Annotated in this window: 10 protein-coding genes; 6 read left to right on the top strand and 4 right to left on the bottom strand. The window is 43.5% G+C overall.

Annotation, left to right across the window (positions count from 1 at the left end; all coding sequences use genetic code 11):
* The first annotated feature begins 2 nt into the window (after nt 1–2).
* The 3 genes from K1X61_00300 (at nt 3) to K1X61_00290 (ending at nt 2008) form a co-directional block, all read left to right on the top strand.
* Nucleotides 3–608 (top strand): hypothetical protein, encoded by a 606-nt coding sequence (locus K1X61_00300; protein MBX7107064.1) that lies wholly within the window; start codon nt 3–5, stop codon nt 606–608.
* 454 nt (nt 609–1062) lie between these two features.
* Nucleotides 1063–1317, top strand: a complete 255-nt coding sequence (locus K1X61_00295; protein MBX7107063.1) for a helix-turn-helix domain-containing protein — start codon at nt 1063–1065, stop codon at nt 1315–1317.
* A 238-nt stretch (nt 1318–1555) separates the two neighbouring features.
* Nucleotides 1556–2008, top strand: a complete 453-nt coding sequence (locus K1X61_00290) for a hypothetical protein (GenBank protein MBX7107062.1) — start codon at nt 1556–1558, stop codon at nt 2006–2008.
* Between the two features lie 927 nt (nt 2009–2935).
* Here the strand turns inward: K1X61_00290 and K1X61_00285 are convergent.
* The 3 genes from K1X61_00285 to K1X61_00275 all read right to left on the bottom strand — a co-directional run bounded on the left by K1X61_00285 (nt 2936) and on the right by K1X61_00275 (nt 9932).
* Nucleotides 2936–5131, bottom strand: coding sequence for a glutamine synthetase III (locus K1X61_00285; GenBank protein ID MBX7107061.1), 2196 nt, complete (start codon nt 5129–5131; stop codon nt 2936–2938).
* 299 nt (nt 5132–5430) lie between these two features.
* Entirely contained in the window at nt 5431–8199 is a 2769-nt protein-coding gene (locus tag K1X61_00280; protein MBX7107060.1) for an AsmA family protein, read from the bottom strand.
* A 110-nt stretch (nt 8200–8309) separates the two neighbouring features.
* Entirely contained in the window at nt 8310–9932 is a 1623-nt protein-coding gene (locus tag K1X61_00275; GenBank protein MBX7107059.1) for a T9SS type A sorting domain-containing protein, read from the bottom strand.
* A gap of 379 nt (nt 9933–10311) precedes the next feature.
* On the opposite strand from K1X61_00275, the gene K1X61_00270 reads away from it, so the two are divergent.
* From K1X61_00270 to K1X61_00260, 3 genes are all read left to right on the top strand, one after another.
* The gene (locus tag K1X61_00270) at nt 10312–12810 is read left to right on the top strand and encodes a T9SS type A sorting domain-containing protein (protein ID MBX7107058.1); all 2499 of its coding nucleotides are present in this window, start codon (nt 10312–10314) and stop codon (nt 12808–12810) included.
* Nucleotides 12811–12882: 72 nt separating this feature from the next.
* On the top strand, nt 12883–15369 hold the full coding sequence (locus K1X61_00265; GenBank protein MBX7107057.1) for a T9SS type A sorting domain-containing protein: 2487 nt from the start codon (nt 12883–12885) through the stop codon (nt 15367–15369).
* A gap of 519 nt (nt 15370–15888) precedes the next feature.
* Entirely contained in the window at nt 15889–17148 is a 1260-nt protein-coding gene (locus K1X61_00260; GenBank protein MBX7107056.1) for a cation:proton antiporter, read from the top strand.
* A 403-nt stretch (nt 17149–17551) separates the two neighbouring features.
* Here K1X61_00260 and K1X61_00255 read toward each other — a convergent pair whose 3' ends face one another.
* Nucleotides 17552–20422: an SBBP repeat-containing protein gene (locus K1X61_00255; protein MBX7107055.1), complete on the bottom strand. Its 2871-nt coding sequence runs from the start codon at nt 20420–20422 to the stop codon at nt 17552–17554.
* Nucleotides 20423–20478 lie beyond the last annotated feature (56 nt).

Genomic DNA, 20478 nt, shown 5'->3' with positions numbered 1-20478 from the left:
ATATGAGATTGTTTTATAAAGTATCTGATAAAAAACTATTGAGAGACAGAAATGAACTTTTCAAAGAAGCGGGAATACCTGCATTAGAAAAATGCAAGTTCGTTTCACGGCCATTTAAAAATTCATGGTATGGAGAATATTACAGCGGCATTCAAGGATATATTTATGAGTTTGGCAGAGTTGAAAATGAAGATGTTTTAGAAATAGTTAGAGTATATATCTCAAGTGGAGATAAATATATAAAAATATACATAAATGTATTTAAAATTATACATAAATTAAATTTAATAAGCGAACTAAATAGTTATGATGGTCTTAAGTTTGGAATTCCTCCAAATAATTTCACAAATATGAGATTACGAAGTGAAGATTATAAAGGTCCACCATTGTTTTATATGTTTTTTTTGCCTCAGCATAAAGTAGGAACTTACTATACAAAATCAGGCTATGGTATCGAAATCCAGAAATTAAAAAAATTGATTAAATCGGATATGGAAAATATAGATGGCTTTTTAAAAAGATGGCACGAACTTCACAAGCCAAATGTTACCGATTTGGAAGGAAACATAATGCCGACCGGCTATGAATCTTCTCGTCGAGTACAGTGATGACAGCATCTAGTTTTCACTAAAATGCGGGCGTTTTAGAAATCAACATACTACAGAACAAGTGACTTAAGAATATTTAATTCAACGTTGGACATGGCATAAAGGGGAAAATTTATTGAGCTATTTGCCATAGGCTATACGCGACCAGATCAGAAAGTAATATCACAATGCTCTGAGTGAATGTAAGTATACAAAAGCCAAATTTTTTGAATGAATTAATAACTAGATGCAAAAAATAAATCGTCATGCTGTAACAACTTTACAGGAAAGACTTGAAGAAATACCAACCTTGCATAGATTAGGTGGAGATTCCGAGCTATGTTGACCCACCCATTGCAAGGTCATGGGAAGACAAGTTCTGTCGACTGACATTCCGGCATGTTGACCCACCTGAAAGTAATCATTGCATCAGTGCTTTTGATATTATTGGACTCCTTAAACCAATACGGGAGACATGTCACAAAAGCCTATTGCAATGGAACAAATAAAACAAATCCTGCAGCTTAGAACCGATGGCATCGCCATCCGTGAAATGGCCCGCCGCATAGGGATTAGCAGGAACAGTGTACGTAAATATTTGTCACTGTTGGAAGACAGTGTCGGTGAGTTAACTAATAAACAGTTAGCGGACGGGACATATCTGAACGACTCACCAAGGCAGGATACCGTTCGCCTGGAGCAACTTGTTCGGCATTTTAGCAGTACGTGATCTGAACTAGAAAAGACCGGTGTAACCCGCCAGTTATTGTGGCAGGAATATTTGGGGCAGCATCCGGATGGTTACGGCTATAGTCAGTATTGCTATCACTTAAGCCGGTATGTGAAAAGACAGGATGTTACCATGCATCTTGGGTATTGTGCAGCCGATGTGATCATGATAGATTTTGACGGTAAGAAGCAGCACTATATCCGCCCTACATTAATTAATAAAGTAAGTTTCAAAGTTCATGGAGAATAAATTCCGTAACACTTTTTTTAGAATACTGGGCTTATACCAATTTGCTTGCGGCCTTTGGGGTATGTATACTTTAGCTGTAACATATACATTATTGAATTTTTTGTTTCTTGGACCTTTAATTTTGCTGCTTCTTGTGTCTGGAGGCTATCTTTTTATCAGGGTAGACCAGCTATCTTTCAATTTATCTATTGTTAGTAATATATTACAGATATTTCAATTTAATTTATTCGGAAATGGATTTATTTTTGCAACAGGAGTATACTTTGCATTGGCTTTAGATACGTTGGATATTAGCAACATATACATCAATTACAGATTGTGGACATTTATGGGTTATTTTCTAATAAATTCTGATGATGGTGTTTTTCTTACGGCTATAAATTTTATTCCTATTCTTATAATATTGTTTATGACTCTTTTTAAGAGGGTTAAGGATGCTTAAAATTCGTCAGCTAATAAGTTCTCGGACTATTTCTCCACCAGATGTAACTTTCGATTCATAGCTGGCATTTAAGACGCTAACCTCTTGTCGACTGTCTGTGACAGAAGTATATGTAAGAAGATCGCTTTGTAGTATGCGGAAGGAAGCAGGTCAGTAATAATATACGTATGAACATGTCCCGGATCTTATTGATCAGCTTATTTGTTCAGGTGATTTCTTCTGTGCAATTCTGCTATCAGGTGAAAGAAGAAAAACAGTTGCAATGCTTTCGTGAGAAAGTTAAAGAATTAAAATCAACATTTGATTATGTATATGTAATGTAAAACTTTAAGGATACACTTAATCAGTGGATGGAAAGATACATAAAAATCATAAAATATTTAAAGAGAGAAGAATGGAAAATGGCTGATGTTGTTTTTTTAATGCTAACAAATCAAAAAGTTTATTACTATTTGCTTCTATTGATCCTGATACATCAGCAATGCACGATGAAGTACAAATCGCAGGGGCTGAAAAATTAATAACAAATGGCAATTTTACATCCAATCATATCCTAATGTAGCTTTTAACAGAAATGACTTAAATCCTAAAAGGCCTTTCCCTGCGGATACTATGTTTTATTATGTCACTAAAGATCTTATTACAGACGGTTACTTTAAACAAGATAGTTGTGAGATCAGCTATATTTACAGTGATATTTGGTTTATGGATTGGATGAGAGAAAAGCACTGGGAGTTCTTGCAGCGTAAATGGTAAATAACACGAAAACTTTTCAAGATTGACTAACACTCTCATATACGATTCAGTTGAATAGAAGTTGATGGCTGGTTCTGCTATATTCAGTATTTCATGTTCATAATGTAAAAAAACCGCCGGATGAACTTCCGGCGGTTTTTTATTGAGGGAAATTGCAATAGCATATACAGCCTATCTCATAAACAGCAATTCGCGGTATTTAGGCAATGGCCAAAGTTTGTCGTCTACAATAAGTTCGAGCTTGTCGGCACGATACCTGATTTCATCAAAGAATGGTTTCACCCGGTCGCAATAGGCGATGGCACGTTCTCGAATATTATCTGTCTTGTTGGCCGCTTTGCGTGCTTCGGTCATTTCATTCACGAGCGTAAGAATGGCATTCACATGCTCACTGATTTCTTTAACGAGTTCCTGCTGCGCCGCTGTATGCTTTACATCTAAACCGATTTCTTTAAATCCTTTGATATTGCTGATCAGTTCGTTTTGATATTGAATGGCTGCAGGGATGAGTTGATTGACAGCAAGCTCACCGATTATGCGGCCATCAATCTGCACTATCTTGATATACTTTTCGAGTTCAATTTCATGGCGCGCGTGAATCTCTTCCCTGGTGAAAACCTGGTTACGTACAAAAAGATCAATGCTCTCCGGTGTAACCATGAAGTCGAGAGCGCGCGGCGTATTCTTCACATTATGCAGGCCACGGCGTGCGGCTTCTTCTTCCCATTCTTTAGAATAGTTGTTGCCTTCGAAACAGATTTTTTTGCTTTCGGTGATATATCGCTTCAATACTTCCATGATCGCCACTTCTCGGTTTTTGCCTTTCCCGATCAGGCCGTCCACCTCCGCTTTAAATTTGATGAGTTGGTCGGCAACTATCGTATTGAGCACCGTCATGGTGGAGGAACAGTTTTGTGATGAGCCGACGGCACGCACTTCAAATTTATTTCCTGTGAAGGCAAACGGCGAGGTACGGTTACGGTCGGTATTGTCCTGCATCAGCGAAGGTATCTTGTTATGAATCTCCAGGCGCAGCGTCTGTTCACGCTCTTCGGTAAACTTTCCGCTTTCCACCTTCGATTCGATTTCGGTGAGGATATCAGTCATGTATGATCCGATGAAAACGCTGATGATGGCGGGTGGTGCTTCGTTTGCTCCCAGCCGGAAATCATTGGCGGCTGAAGCAATAGAGGCGCGCAACAGGTCATCTCCTTCACTCACCGCTTTGATTACATTAATAAAGAAGGTGAGAAACTGCAGGTTGGTTTTTGGTGTACGGCCGGGTGATAACAGGTTTTTCCCGGTGTCGGTCGCCATGCTCCAGTTATTGTGTTTGCCGCTGCCATTGATGCCGGCAAAGGGTTTTTCATGCAGGATAACGCGCAGCTTGTGCCTGCGTGCCACCCGCTGCATTACATCCATGAGCAGTTGATTATGATCTACTGCCACATTCACTTCTTCAAAAATCGGGGCCACTTCAAACTGTGCGGGAGCGACTTCATTGTGCCTTGTCTTTAACGGGATACCCAGCTTGAAGGATTCTGATTCAAAATCGAGCATGAAGGCATAAACCCGTTCGGGAATCGAACCGAAATAGTGATCTTCCAGCTGTTGCCCTTTTGCCGGTGCATGACCGAATAAGGTGCGCCCGCTGAATACAAGGTCGGGCCGTGCTTCAAATAATGCCTCATCAATCACAAAGTATTCCTGCTCCCATCCGAGGGTAGGCACCACCTTCGTCACATTCTTATCGAAATAGTGGCATACTTCCACCGCTGCATTTTCCAGTGCATTCAGCGACTTGAGGAGCGGCGCTTTGTAATCGAGCGCTTCACCATTGTATGAAACAAAGATGGTTGGGATACACAGCGTTTTGCCGCTGCCAATCTCCATTATGAATGCCGGCGATGAAGGATCCCATGCAGAATAGCCGCGGGCTTCGAAAGTATTGCGTAATCCTCCGCTGGGAAAACTGCTGGCATCCGGTTCCTGCTGTACCAAAGCATTGCTGTCGAAGATCTCCAGCCCTTTTCCTGAACTGTTGATCTGGAAAAAGGCATCATGCTTTTCAGCGGTGGCGCCGGTGAGGGGCTGAAACCAATGGGTATAATGCGTGGCGCCTTTCGAGATGGCCCAGGATTTCATGGCAGAAGCAACCTGATCCGCTATTTTCCGGTCGATTTTCTGCCCGGTTTTGGTAGCTGCCATTACACTGAGGTAGGCATCCTCACTCAGGTAGCTTTTCATTACCGCTTCCGTGAAGACGTTTTCGGCAAAGTAATCGGAGATTTTCTTACCCTGATTCCGGATGTCGACGTGTTTGGGTTCAGCTACACGTTCAACGGATCTTAATCGAAGATTGGTCATGATGCAGGATTTGCATCAAAGGTAAACCGGAATTTATTTTTTCAGAAAATATTTACATGCAGTTCCCTAAATTTGTCATTTGTGTGGAAAAAAGTAGAAAAAATTGTGGATAACAGCCATAGATATCAATTTGTATCGCAAAAAAATGTAAAAAATTGAAAGGAATCTATTAAGCCGGAAGAACGAAGGAAGCGCTCCCGTGCATATTGGGCAGAATAACTTCGGCAATCAATCTTGAAAGGCTGACAAAGAAAGCCGGCAGCTTTAATTGCTTACAAAGGGGTTGCCGGATAGTTTGGCTATTTCAATAAAGCATCGGCTTGCTTATGTGCTTCATCCACAAGCCGTTTACCTTCATCATCGGCTGCTTTTATAATTTTTGCAGATTGTGCATCAGCTTCCTTTTTCAGCTTATCGGCAGCAGCCTTTGCCGCCGCCTTTGATATCGGATCTTTGGCCTGTGCTACCAGTTTATCAGCCGCGACATAGCCTTCTTTTTTTGCCTTATCTGCCGTCACTACTGCGGCTGCATGTAACTCTTTTGCCTTTGCTTCGGCATCACTAATCAGTTTATCGGCTTGTGCCTTTGCCTCCGCTTTGCCATCTTCTATTTTTTCTGCCACCACCGTTTTCACTTCTTCCTGAATTGTTTCGGTAAGATTGGTTGCGGCATCTTTCAATCCTGTTTTTATTACAGGATGGGTAGTTGTTCCACCGATATTCACTTTCACATGCACCGGATCCGGCATTGCGTACTGGGTGCCTGCTGTTTTATTAGCGGCCGTCAGGAGGTTATTCACCATGTTAACCGCCTGTGTGCCGAGTTGTGCTTTTGGTATGGAAAGGTTAAGGTTATAATCAATCGTCTTATCGAATCCGCTCGACCCTTCAATAGAAGCACTCGTGCCGGAAATAATGGTTTCAAACGGGGCAACATGTACTCTTCCATCCTTAAATTCAAACGAAAGGTTGACATTGCTGAGTGCCACTTGTTTGTATTGCGGCATCTTCAGCGCATCAGCCATTTTATTAAGTGGTTCAAAATTGGAAACAACCACATTGCCGGTCTTCAGTGTTCCCTTGCCGGTGAGTGAATTCAGATTCGGTTGCATATGGCCATTCAATGTGCCGAGGACATTAAGTGATGATGAAAAACTGCCGGAGCATCTTTCAGCGATCGGGGCCATTTTCCGAACTGTGATCATGGATGTTGCGGTTTCTGCAATGTCAAAACCGGTCAGGGCCAGCCTCAGATTGAAACCGGGTTGTTTTACATTTTCAGTTGAATATACGCCATTCATTTCAACCCGGCCATCGAGCATATTAAAGGTCAGACCGCTCATATCGAGTACAGCATTTTTCATGGAAACATTTCCCTCCAGGTTTTGCAGCACAAATTCCTGGTAGAGCACTTTGGCGGCTGATGCGTGGAGGTTGAAATCGATATTGGACGGAATTGTTATCACGGACATTGCAGCCGTATCGGGCACCACCGGCGCAGCAGCAGACGATGATGATGTCATGAGCTGATTCAGATCAAGAAGACCGGAAGTAATGTTGAGCGATCCTTTTAACAGTTCGTCTTTAAAATACCACGCGAAGAGATTATCCACTGTGCCGGTTGTCCTGATATCGCTGCCTCCCGCTTTTACATCGCAATTGTTAAGCGTCACATTCTTTGCATTAAAGGAAAGCAGGAAACTATTGATGATCATGCCTGACGGGAAGGAAGAACTCTTATAATACATGCCGGTAATGGAAATGGTGCCTCCGGCATTAAACTTATCGTAAGCTTTGCTTTCAATGGCTGACATGCTTCCTTTGGCGGTTACATCAGCAGTCAGTAATCCGGACAAGTTCGTGCCTTTTTCAAGTGGTACAAGGTCTTTGATTTTGCCGAGATCAATCCTGCCTTTAATGCTTGCATCAATGCGGGCATCAGAAACAGGAGTGCTGATGTACAATCGTGCATCAAAAGGATCACCGCCCATTTCCGCATGCAGGTGTTTCAGGTTGATGATCGTGTGGTCGGTGATGCCATCCGGATTATTCACCTTAAGGTCGATCGCAACATTCTTTACGGCAGCAGGCAATGCAGGATATTGAAACATGCCATTTTGAACCGACAGGTTAATGCCGAATGCAGGATAAGCATGATCATTATAGGTGCCTTTTACAAAGCCATCAAATGCAAATGTTCCGGATGACTTTAACTGCTGATAGTCATTTTTATAAATAGTGGGAATGAGAGAAACGAGGGCATTGAAGCCCGACTTCTTTGATGCAAACTTCATATCAATCACGATATCGTCTGCAGGCATGGCAACATTCCCGTCGAATGCGATTGCAAGATCATTAAGGGTAAGTGTATTTTCTTTAAAAGTGTACTTGCTGTTCTTATTGTCTATTTCAAGATCTGCGTTCAGCAAGGCATGCACGCCATGCAGGTAACTTATGCCACCATAGGATGCATAAAGTTTTTCCATATCCGTTTTAGTAGAAAGTATAAAGACATCCTTCGTGAAATCACCGGTTCCTTCATGATTTGCATTCTTCAGCAATAGGTTCATTCCGGTCGACTGATCATCATAACGGATTTCGGCATTCGTCAGTTTGTAGGATTTTAACGATATCGTGTAAGCAGTGGCGGAGGATGTGCCAGTAACAGGCGCCGGTTTTGAAATATCCCAGTTTGCTTGTCCGTCTTTCAGCACCTGCAGGTTAAGCAATACGCCGTCAGCAGCAACTGAACGGATGTTTACAGTTTCACCTTTAATAACGCTCATCAGGTCAAGTGTTATTTTCAGCTCTTTCACTGAAGTAAGTGTATCACCGTCAAATTCATTTATGCCGATAACGGTAAGATCATTCAGGCAAAACGAAAGGTTGGGGAAGGCAGCGAAAAGTGTGAGATCAAAATTGCCGAAATCTACTCTTGCATTGATTTGCTCATTGACCGCGTTTTTCAGTTTCGCTACAATGCGGTCTTTATATATAAATGGAAGAATGACTGCGGCGGCGATAAGGAGTGATACTACAAGCAAGAAAGTGATCACTGCTTTTTTCATAGGTAACAGCTTTTTATTTTAATGGATTGATACACGCCATCCGTACGACCGCTGACCGGTTGCAGCGCCCGGATTGCCTCGTATTTTGTTACCAACGCTTACAAGCTATATTATTTCACGACCTCGAATGGTTTTACATAATGACGGGCTGAGCCTGATTTAGTACGAATGACCAGGTAATAGTTGCCTGGCATCCATCCCTGCACATCAATATCAGCGTGCTGTTGACCGGAAGGAAGTGAGCATACAGTCTGGCCAAGTATGTTTTTTATTTCCACCACTTCAGGCGCGTTGATAGTTCCATAATCAATATGTACTTTGTTATTAGAAGGGTTGGGAAAAATCTGCAAACCGGTTGATGACTCCATTTGTTGAATCAATGTCGGCACGTCAAATTTAACCACCCATCCATCAGCGTCGCCTTGCAGCCCTGACACATCACCATCATTGGAATAGGCACCGCCCACTACAAATCCGCCATCCAGCATAGAGTAACAATATTCGGGCTCGCTGCCACCGATTGCTACACTCCATTGAAAAACGCCCGCTGAACTGATACGCATGAGACAATATTCCCTGGCTTTGTTTTCTTCATTGAGGATGTCACCATCCGTTGACAAGGTTGAACCGCTGAGGAAATAACTGCCATCGTACGAAGATATCGCACCACGATGCAGTTGTTCGCGTTTTAATCCGCCATATATTCCCTGCCATTGAACATTGCCGTTACCATCCAGCTTCATCGCCCAGAAATCATAATCACCATGCCAGGATCCATTCTCCACTGCAACTGTTGGGTCCTGAGTATCACCAAAGGTTATGAAACCTCCATCCGCTGTTGGAAAGACATCGAGTATGTCTTCCTCATTCTGATGCCCATACACTTTGCTTGAGATCACATTGCCCATGGTATCGGTCACCAGCATCCATCCGTCAACCCCCTGCGTATTGAGTCCTGCAAGATCACCGTCAGTGGAATTGGTAAGGCCAAACATAGCGAGTGTGCCATCCGGCCGCAGTATGGCTTTATATAAATCATCATCACCTGAACCACCATAAATGTTATTCCTGATGATGTTACCGTCCTGATCGACAACAAACACCCATGCATTAAAAAAATCAGGGTAACTGTTGTTTGGCACATCACCGTTATGTGAAGTGGTGCGCGACATCAGCAGGTATTTATGCCCGGGCAATTCCAGCATGAAACGCGGGGTATCGAAATCCGTACCGCCAAAGGAGTGTGCCCATATCTTATTGCCGTTTGCATCCAGCTTTACCGTCCAGGCATCGCTTTGGCTATGATGCCCCTGCACATCAAAATCATCCGACCAGCTTTCCGTTTGAAAAAGAAAACCACCATCGCTTGTCTGGATAATTTTTGAATTTGGATTTCCTTCCTCGAGCGTTCCGCCAAAACATTTTTGCCAGAGTATCGTGCTGTCGGGCGCCATCTTGATTACCCATGTATCATGTTTACCTTTTATTGCACATGTCACATCACCGCCCGTTGAATCCGTCAGGCCGAGCATAATAAAATTTCCGTCTGCGGTAGGGAAAATATCCTGCATGACATCATTTCCCGGTCCACCGAAAGTTTTGGACCATATGATATCCGGTACCTGCGCAAGGCAGGTATTCACGTTAGCAAGCGGGATCAATGCGACAAGTAACATTACAAGCTGCCAAGGTGAAAGGCTGCCTTTTTTTGGAAGTAAAATTCTGAACTGCATTTATCGGTTGAGGTTTTTTTTGGAAAAACGGAATCATGATTTTCCGGCTGTGAAAATACACCAAGGATTTTATATACGGTTGAAACACATCATCCTGAGAAATTAATGAACGGTTTATCTGCATGCCACCAGATGATTTGTCAGCAAGGTGAAATGACTGTTTTGAATGGTATCAGGATTTACCTTTCGTGGGACATCCACTATTTATGTTGTTAAACAGGTTAAAGTAATGTTAAAAATTTCAATTCAAAAATTGAATATGGTTGTCCGGAGCAAATGAAGTACTTTTGGCGCGCCGATTAACAGCTTGTTAAGAATTTTAGAATGGCTGTTTTACCTGAATGCAATAACTTTGCAAATCTAAACCATACTTTAAAGCATGGAAAGTTATGTTACTCCGTTACTTCGCATTTCTTTAAGCGTTTTCATTCTGACAGTATCGTTCTTTCATCTGCAGGCTCATCAGGTTGAGAAGTTACCATTGAAAGGTGCGATAGGATTTATTGAAAACAAGGGACAGTTCAGAAATCAACATGGTGAAGTGCGGAAGGATTTGCTGTATATGTATGTCAATAAGGGGATGAAGGTGCAGCTGTTGCCGTCTTCAATCAGCTTCGAGATGTACACGATGGAAGAGGACCCACAAAGTGTAAAGGAGTCAGATGCTTATACCATCGACCACTCACTTGATCCGGAAGACAGGCCCATACCGGATGTACGTTATAAGAGCAACCGTATTGATGTGGAGTTTATCGGCGCCAACCCTCATCCACAGGTGATCGCGGAAGAAATGAAACCTGATTATCTTAACTATTATCTTGCTTTTACGCCTAAAGAAGGCATCAGGGATGTGAAGTTATTCAACAAGGTTACCTATAAGAATCTTTACGATCACATTGATCTGGTGATGATAGCAAATCCTGCACAGTATCCTGATCAGGCATTGGTTTATGATTTTATTGTTCACCCGGGTGGCAATGTGAATGACATCCGCTACCGTTACCAGGGATCGAATGACCGTGATTTTTTGGATAATGGTACCATGGTTACTGCTAATGCATCAGGACGTATGTTTGAAATGATACCTGAATCATTCTTGCAAAATAGCAGCGGTAACAAAGTAATGCCAGTATCGGTTGCATTTGCGAAGCACAAAGATTTTATTTCATTCGAGGTGGGACCTTACGATAAACAGCAGTCTCTAGTCATTGACCCGGTTGTGATATGGGGAACGTACTCCGGCGGATTGTACAGTGAAGAAGGCCGCGGTGTTTGCGTAGACAGCGAAGACAATGTGATCCTTGTCGGACGTACCTATAGTTCGGATGGCATAGCCACCGATGGTGCTTTTCAAACTGAATTGCTGGGTGATGTTGATATGCAGATCGAAAAATACACTTCCAATTGCGGAAGACTTTGGGGTACCTACTGGGGCGGTTCCAAAACTGACCATATCCGTGGTGTTATTTCGGATAAATATGATAATCTATATTTCGGAAGTCATACTGACAGCCCTGATGGTATTGCTGCGGGTGATCCGGATAACGGTAATTATATTTTCCGGGATCAGTTTGCAGGAGGCGATGGCGATGATGGCGTATTGGGATACTTCACCAAAGATGGGTACAGAAAGTGGGCCACGTATTTCGGCGGACAAGGAACAGAGGTGGTGCGACGCCTTAAATTTGATATTGACGGGAATGTTATTCTTGTCGGCTATTCAGAGAGTGATAGCGGTATTACTACACCGGATACTTATCAGCCTGATTGGCATGGCAACTCTGACCTTATGCTTATCAAATGGGATACAACAGGACACCGCATTTGGGGTACTTATCTTGGTGGCGAAAATGAAGATCATGGAAGAAGTGTAGCTACAGATGATGCGGATAATATTTATGTAAATGGCAGTACCGGCAGCAAATACGGTATCAAGAAAAATGCATTTAAAGATTCCAGTGCAGGCGGACAGGATTACCTGCTTGCAAAATTTACCAAGGACGGCAATTGTAAATGGAGCACCTATTGGGGCGGTGCGGTGGAAGACCGTGGCAGAGGTGTTTATGTAGATAAAGACGGTGACTTTGTATACTTTACAGGATATAGTGCAAGCGAAGAAGGTGTAACCTTGCCGGGCGCCTTTCAGCCTGACTGGAGTGAAGGTTACGATGGTGCCGGCGAACCGTTTCATGATGCGGTTTTAATGAAATGGAGCACCAACGGATATCCGATATGGTCTACTTTTATTGGTGGTCCACTGGATGACCGCGGCCGGGCCATCACCATGATTGGCCACGAAGTGTATATCGCCGGTACAACTTCCAATTCAACGGTCATGTCAACTCCGAATGGATTTCAGCCTGTTTTCGGGGGTAATGATGATATGTTTATTGAGCATTTTGATCCGGATGGAAACAGGAAATGGGGATCATATATCGGTGAAGAAGGCAGTGAGAGCACGCTGGCACTGGCCGTCGATAAATCGCATACACACATCTACCAGGTAGGCACAACGAGCAGTATTGACATTGCTACGCCCGGCGCAGCACAGGTAGTTTATGGAGGCTACGAGGATGCGTATCTCGTAAAGATTCAGGTTGACACGGTTACTGCTGTTAATACACCTGCCAATCTTTCCACGGTAAGCATCTATCCTGACCCCAATCAGGGTTCCTTTTCACTCAAATATCACCTGACCGAACCCGGCACCATGGGTATTTATAACATGAACGGAGAGTTGGTACATACACAACCGCTGCAGGTAACGGAGCAGAAAATAGCCGTGTCAAATCTCGATGTGGCACCGGGAATTTACACATGCAGGATTACGGTCAATGGTAAGGAACTTGTCAGCCGTAATTTCATCATCATCCGGTAGACTGATCAATTCGCCGATAGTTCAATTCCTGTTCAAGCGGGAATATTTTTTAACCTTAAACAACAAAACAATATGAAACAGTATTTCCGCACTAATGCAATCGTCTGCAGTCTGTCGCTGTTTTTTGCATTTGCAGCATCCATCGCTATGGCACAGGCTCCTCAGAAAATACCACTGGATGGTCCAATGGGTTTTATTGAAAACAAAGGACAATTTCTCGATCAGGAAGGATCTGTACGGAAGGATCTGCTGTATATGTATATCCGCGACGGACTCAAGGTACAACTTAAATCAAACGGCATCAGCTTTGATCTGTTTACGATGGAAGAAGATCAGGCCAGTATTTCCGAAGCAGACGGGTATGCGACAGCGCATCACCTTGATCCGGAAGATGCACCATTGCCTAAAGCAATTTATAAAAGCAACAGGATTGATCTTGAGTTCATTGGAGCTAATGCTGATGTGCAGGTGGTGGCAGAGGAAGTTTTGCCGGATTATCTTAACTACTATCTGTCCTATACGCCTCAGGAGGGTATCACAAAAGTCAAACAATTTAATAAAGTAACTTACAAAGGCATTTATGATAATATCGACCTGGTGATGATTGCTGCTCCAGTTGATTATCCGGTTCGTTCGCTTGCTTATGATTTCATTGTGCATCCGGGCGGCAATGCAAATGATATCAGGTACCGGTATCATGGTGTTAACGGACAGGAGATTTATGATAATGGTACACTTGAATCCTCAAATGGAATCGGCCGCATTTTTGAAATGATCCCTGAGTCTTACATTCAGAGTTCAGCCGGCATTAAGCTGATGCCCGTTGAGGTCAGCTTTAAGAAGGAGAATGACTTTATCACTTTTAATGTGCCCCATTATGATAACAGGCAGTCTTTGATAATTGATCCGACATTGGTTTGGGCCACTTACTGTGGTGGTTTGTACAGTGATGAAGGGCGAGGCCTTGCGGTTGACAGTGAAGATCATGTGATTCTGACCGGCAGAACTTACAGCACAGAAAATATTGCCACAGATGGAGCCTATCAGACACAGCTCATTGGTGACATTGATATCATGATCGAGAAATATTATGATAACGGTGCCCGCATCTGGGGTACATATTACGGAGGCTCCGGTTTAGACCGCGCGCGCGCCTGTATTGTAAATGAAGATGAATTCATTTATCTCGGTGCGCATACAACAAGTGAAGATGGTATTGTGACCCTTGGAAATGGGATGCACCAGGAAATATTTGCGGGTGTAGAGGATGGTATACTTGCTTATTTCAGCCCGGCAGGAGAAAGGGTTTGGGCTACTTATTATGGCGGAGAAGATGAAGATATCATACGCAGATTAAAGAAGGATGATGCCGGCAATATTATTATGGTTGGATACTCTAACAGCGACAGTGGCATCGCCACGCCGGATGCCTGGCAGCCGGTTAACAATGGCAATTCCGACTTATGCCTCAGCAAGTGGACGTCTGGCGGACAGTTAATCTGGGCTACGTTTTTAGGCGGAGAAAGCGAGGACCATGGCAGGAGCGTTGATGCGGATAATGAAAATAACATTTATGTCAATGGCAGTACCGGCAGTAAGTTCGGCATAAAGAAAAATGCGTTCAGGGATCATAACGGCGGTGGGCAGGATTACCTGCTTGCGAAGTACAATCCGAATGGCGGCCTTAAGTGGAGTACTTATTGGGGCGGAGCGGTAGAAGATCGCGGACGAGGCGTACGTGTAGACGATAAAGGCAAATATGTTTACTATACCGGTTACAGTGCAAGTGATACCGGTGTTGCCACACCCGGTGCTTTCCAGGAAAACTGGACTGCCGGCTATGACAATCAGGGTCAGCCGTATCATGACGCTGTATTAATGAAGTGGAGTACGGATGGTTATCCGATCTGGTCAACTTACCTGGGTGATCCGCCCGATGACCGAGGACGGGCTATCACCATGATCAATAATGATGTGTACATGGGCGGCACTACGTCGTCGCTTACCAGCATGGCAACCGCAGAAGGGTTTCAACCTGTATTTGGAGGAAAGGAGGATATGTTTGTCGATAAATTCGATTCAGCCGGTAACAGGATATGGGGAACATATTGCGGTGGAGATGAAAATGAAAGCACCCTTGCGCTTGCTGCCGATAATGAGAAAGTTCACATTTTTATGGTTGGCACAGCGGAAAGTGTGGGAATAAGCACTCCCGGTGTTGGTCAGGAAATATTTGGAGGGTTTGATGATGCCTTTTTGCTAAAGATACAAGTGGGCGTTGAGGTTGGTGTAAATGAAACCGAGCCTGCAGCCCAGCATTCTATGAGCATTTATCCTAATCCCAGCCAGGGAAATTTTGTAGTGAATTACCAGTTAAAATCCGATGCTACATTGAATGTAACAGATGCGAAAGGAACCATTGTTTATGCAAAGACACTGAACAGCAATCAACATAAGCTGAATATTAGTGACCTGAATCTCGTGCCGGGATTGTATGAGGTTGTGATTGCAAACGGCAATAGCAGGGTGGCCACGGAAAAGCTGATTATAATCAGGTAAACATTTTGTTCATCATCGATGCTAAAAAGGTGACGCATAGTCACCTTTTTTTATTTACATTGAACCCATTTCTTTTAATTGTATAGGTAACCAGGCATTTTACATTTAAATGATTAATGGCGCCTTTTTCATGTTGAGATTTAACAATAGAAGAGCATGTTTCTGTTTATTGTATGAAATGCAATCATACGGATCATAACATTACTAAACCAAATTGAAATACTACTGCCCTCTTCTTTTGTTTATCTGTTGATCTGAGACAGGAAGGTTTCATTTAAGCTGCAAGGGTAATTGTATTCAAATCCAAAGCGACAATGAAATACAGTGTGCAATTAAAGATGCAGATGCAAGAGCGCTTTCGCAAGTTTGCCTGGATATCAATGCACAGGAGCAAAAAAGGTCATTTGGCAGCTGATAAATAAAATTTTACAGAATGGAATTACAAAAGAAAACTACCTTGTTTAGCTATTTCATTCACAGCATTTTCGTTTGCTTTTGTCAAATAATATAATCACGCTTATGGCTTCCAATTCTGCGCATGATTTTCTTTCTTTTCTTGTCATTATCACTGTAATATTATTGCTGGGCAGAGGCCTCGGAGAATTATGCAGAAAATGGAAGCAGCCTGCGGTGATGGGCGAATTGATCGCAGGTCTTCTGATTGGTCCAACAGTGCTGGGGAATCTTTTCCCTTCCTTCTTTCAGCAACTATTCTTCTCTTCCACCAATGCGCAACTTGGATTTGACGGCTTGTCAAAAATAGCCATCGTCCTGTTCCTGTTCGTGGCAGGTATGGAAGTGCATCTGAGCGATGTAATGAAACGAGGCAAGGCAGCAGCAAAGATCAGCCTGTCGAGTATCTTATTTCCGTTTGCCGCAGGATTTTCCGGCACCTGGTTATTCTATGATCATTTTGCCGTTGGTGGTCAAATGAACAAGTTAATCGCTGCCATGTTCATGGGCACTGCATTATCAATTACCGCATTATCCGTGCTTGCTAAAATTCTCTTTGATCTTGATTTGGGAAGAAGCAGATTTGGCAGTTTACTGCTTACGGCAGCTATGATTAATGATTTTGCTGGTTGGATGTTGTTTTCAGTGGTTATAAGTTTAGGGGACTTACACCATGAAAGTCTTGATATCTGGCAAACAGTAACGCTGGTATTGATTTTTGCATCGCTTCTGCTGACTATTGGGCGACAGGTTATTGACAAGCTTTTTGAATTCACGGCAGTGCAATTTAAAGGTCCGGGCGCGGCACTGGCATTGGCAATTATCATCTGTTTGCTTGGAGCGATATTCACGGAATGGGTGGGTATTCATGCAATCTTTGGTGCTTTTCTGACTGGTGTATCGGTGGGGGATTCAAAACACTTTACCAAGCGGGCAAAGGACATGCTGCATGAGTTCGTGTCGAATCTGCTCGCACCCTTGTTTTTCGTCTCGATTGGTTTGAGGGTTAATTTCTTCAAAGATTTCGATTTGTTTATTTGCCTGTTTATTTTGACGATTGCCTTTATCGGTAAGATAGCAGGAGGGTTTGCCGGTGCACGCCTGAGTGGTTTCAGATCCAATAAAGCGCTTGCAGTTGGTTTTGCCATGAATGCGCGGGGATCCATGGAAATTGTGCTGGGCATGTTAGCCATGCAGGCAGGAATAATTAATGAAAAAATTTTTGTTGGCCTCGTGGTTATGACCTTCATCACCATTCTTATTGCCGGACCAGCTATTAACTATTTCCTGAAGCGACATGACAGGATTTATGCTCCCGCAGTCTAAAAAGGACAATCAGAATAACCGCAACGCGCATTCAGGAAGCATGCAAGTGCCGCTTTGTGCAGAGCAAGGCCTCTGTTATTATTTGTGAGGAAACAAATTCATCCCGGTTTTACAATTGCTGATAAGTGCTTTTTGATTCATTACACTTCCTGGTCTATCTGGTAGTGAGTGGACAATTTTCCGCAGGATGCACTTCTCTAAAATGGCTGAAAGGGTGAGTGATTTTGTTAATGACCACTGTTATGGACTAACCTATAAATCGTGATGAACAGCATGCAGGAAGAATGCTGCAAGTGTATAGCTAAATAAAACGGGTTTTTGCTTTATCGCGGCAACTGTTTCACGGAAATTAACTGCTGAATAAATGATGAAGGTGCTTACGGCAAGTTCCGGGTATCCATCATTACTGCAATATTACTTTCACCAATGTTTTATAATTGTCTGAACGAACTTCCGCAAGGTACAGTCCGGGCGCTAAGGAGGCAGCAGGTATCACTATTTCACTGGAGGAGCCGGTTAGTTCAAATTGCCCTGAATAAACAGGTTGGTGCAGTAAATCATAAACCGTGATGACAGATTGCTGCGGAAAATCAGCGGATACCTTCAGATGGATTTGTCCTGCAGCAGGGTTTGGGAAAACAATTGCCCGAATACCTGCCGGTGACTGAAGCATTTCCTGGCCTTCTTTCATCAGCCATGGTGATGAATTCGTAACTGGCAAAAGGCGGTAACAGTAATTTGCATCAAACGAAGTGGCTGTATGTACTACTTCAATGATATAGTTTCCCTTTGGTGCGCTGTTATAAATGATGTCCTCATCCGTTGTTCCGGTGTTCGCAGAAGAGTACAGCAGCTGCCCGTTGGATTTATATAATTTGAGATCATAGTCCGCGAATAAATCAGTAAGCGTCAGTTTTAAATTTGTAGGAGCGGAAAGTTTCAATTTATACCAATCAGCATCCGTGGCCGAAGAAATCGCTGCGGTATAGCCCCAAAGGCTGGAATCATCAAATGCCTTCAGCAGTACGGCCGTGGCACTGCTGTTATTTGGTTCGTACTTGTCGTAGCATGCATCAGCCACATTCAGGCGGGTGACTATTGTTTCATTGGCTCCGTTACCGGTTGTCTGATATGCGTCAGGTGTAGCGGAAAAGGAATTGCCTTCTGTGGAAAAGAACAGGTACATGAATCCGTTCTTGTCAATGCCCATTCCATGTACTTCATCATTATCATCAGCACCAAAGTAGGTTCCCCACACTCTTGTTCCGCCAAACGTAAATTTTGCGATGAAGCCATCTGTTGAACTACCGTAGGTCGGCTGATAGGATCCCGGCGTAGCTATATTAACAGAACTGCTGGTTAACCCACCGCAATACACAAAATTATTATCATCGTCTACTGCAAGGGTGAATGTCTGATCCTTTCCATTGCCACCGTAATATGTTCCCCATTCGCGGCTGCCGTCAGGATGAAATTTTGCCAGGAAACCGTCATACTTGGGATCGCCATCATTTTCATACGCCTCGTACCAATGTTCCTGCAAGGCACCGGCTGAAGCAATACCGGAAGGACTGGCTGACCAGCCGATCACGTAAGGATTGCCGGCAGCATCTGTTTTCACTCCACGGCCATGGTCTTCATTGATGCCACCAAGGTAACTGCACCAGTAGAAGTTTCCTGTTGTATCCCATTTGGCAATAAATGCATCGGTGCCGCCGCCACCATACACTGTTTGAAACACACCTGGTGTTGCAAATTCAGTGAGACTTTCACAAGTGCCTTCGATGTACAGGTCGCCATTTTTTCCAACGCAAATTCCATGGGCGCGATCCTGTGCCGGTCCGCTGAAATAGGAGCACCATTTCAACACACCGCCTGGTGTAAATTCGCCTAAGAAGGCATCACCATTGTTGCCACCCGGATTGTTCATTGAATCCTGGTATGCACCTGGAGTCGCAATCTTATCAGGGCTGATGGTATAACCTGAGAAATAGATATTTCCTTTCTTATCGCAGTCCAGGTCGAGGATTTCATCCTGGATAGAACCGCCAAGATAAGTAGCCCACAACCTGGCACCGGAGGCATCGAGCTTAACAACAAATGCATCCTGGAAACCTGCGAAAGCGGTCTGGTAGGCACCAACAGTCACCATATTGGTTTTGCTCGTAGTAAGTCCTGCCACGTAGATATTATTATCGCCATCAGTAGTGATGGCATGTCCTTCATCTTTTCCGGTAGAGCCATAATATGTTGCCCAGGAGAGTTTGCCGACGGTGGTGAATTTAGCAATGAAAGCATCATGGTAGCCGCCTCCATAAACAGTCTGGTATGCGCCGGTACTGGCTACATACAGTGTGCTCAGCGTGCTGCCGGTCACAATCACTTTCGACTGTTTGTCAACTGCCAGTTCACCGTTGTTAATATCCTCCGAAAGGTTGCCGCCATAATAGGATGACCACAGAATGTTCGGATCAATCACAATCGTCTGAAGCGGGTCTCTTGCAATTGTGTAACTCACCTTGTTCTTATCAAACTGATATGTCGCATCTATGGGTAATTTGGAATCAGCGGCATAAGCATACACTTTACTTTCATCAATATGTCCGGTGCCGGTAACGAGCCTGAAGCCCCCGTCGCCGGCAGGAAGAAGTGCAACTGCACCATCATACTGCAATTTTATTTTTGATGGATCTGCTCCGGGATGAATAATCCATTCATATTTCAGTGAGGATCCTGTGGTATTATCAGGTGCTGTGAAAAGGAGGTCAATGCCGGCGTAGATATTCCGGTAAATAACTTTATTAAATGTTGCGACTCCGGTGATGCCGTCCGGTGCAGCTGGCGCCGTATAAAAATTCACAACTGTTTCTAAAGGCTCTGTGCCGAAGATAGATGCAATTGGGTTGGCTCCATTAAGTTTAACATCAACACGGTGTGAGCGAACCTGCTGATTATCTTTCAGAAGATCAGTCAAATCATCATCGGTTGATGGAACGACGCCGGCTTCAGACATGCCTGCAGCTTGTTGCTTCACTTCAAACAACTCATAGCTGAATCCATCGCGTTTGAGTTGAAGATTGAATCGCTCACCAGCATATATAAACAAGACATCACTGTTTTGTTTTCCGTGCTGATCTGTCACCTGTCCTTTATTCTCAACAAAAGCCAGCTGCTGCAGCGGGTCGGAAGCCCATGATGTTTGGGCAAGAGTATTTTCCCGGCAGGATAAAACACAGATCAGTAGCATTGCATAGGTAAAAAGTGGAGATTTCATTCGCAGGTGAGTGATTTATGAATAGCGGTAAAGAAATTAATCTGGATGTTTTTAGG

The organism is Chitinophagales bacterium, assembly GCA_019694975.1.
Classification (GTDB): Bacteria; Bacteroidota; Bacteroidia; order Chitinophagales; family UBA10324; genus JACCZZ01.
The sequence above is the reverse complement of the archived record's forward strand: the minus strand, read 5'-3'. Positions and strand labels throughout refer to the sequence as shown.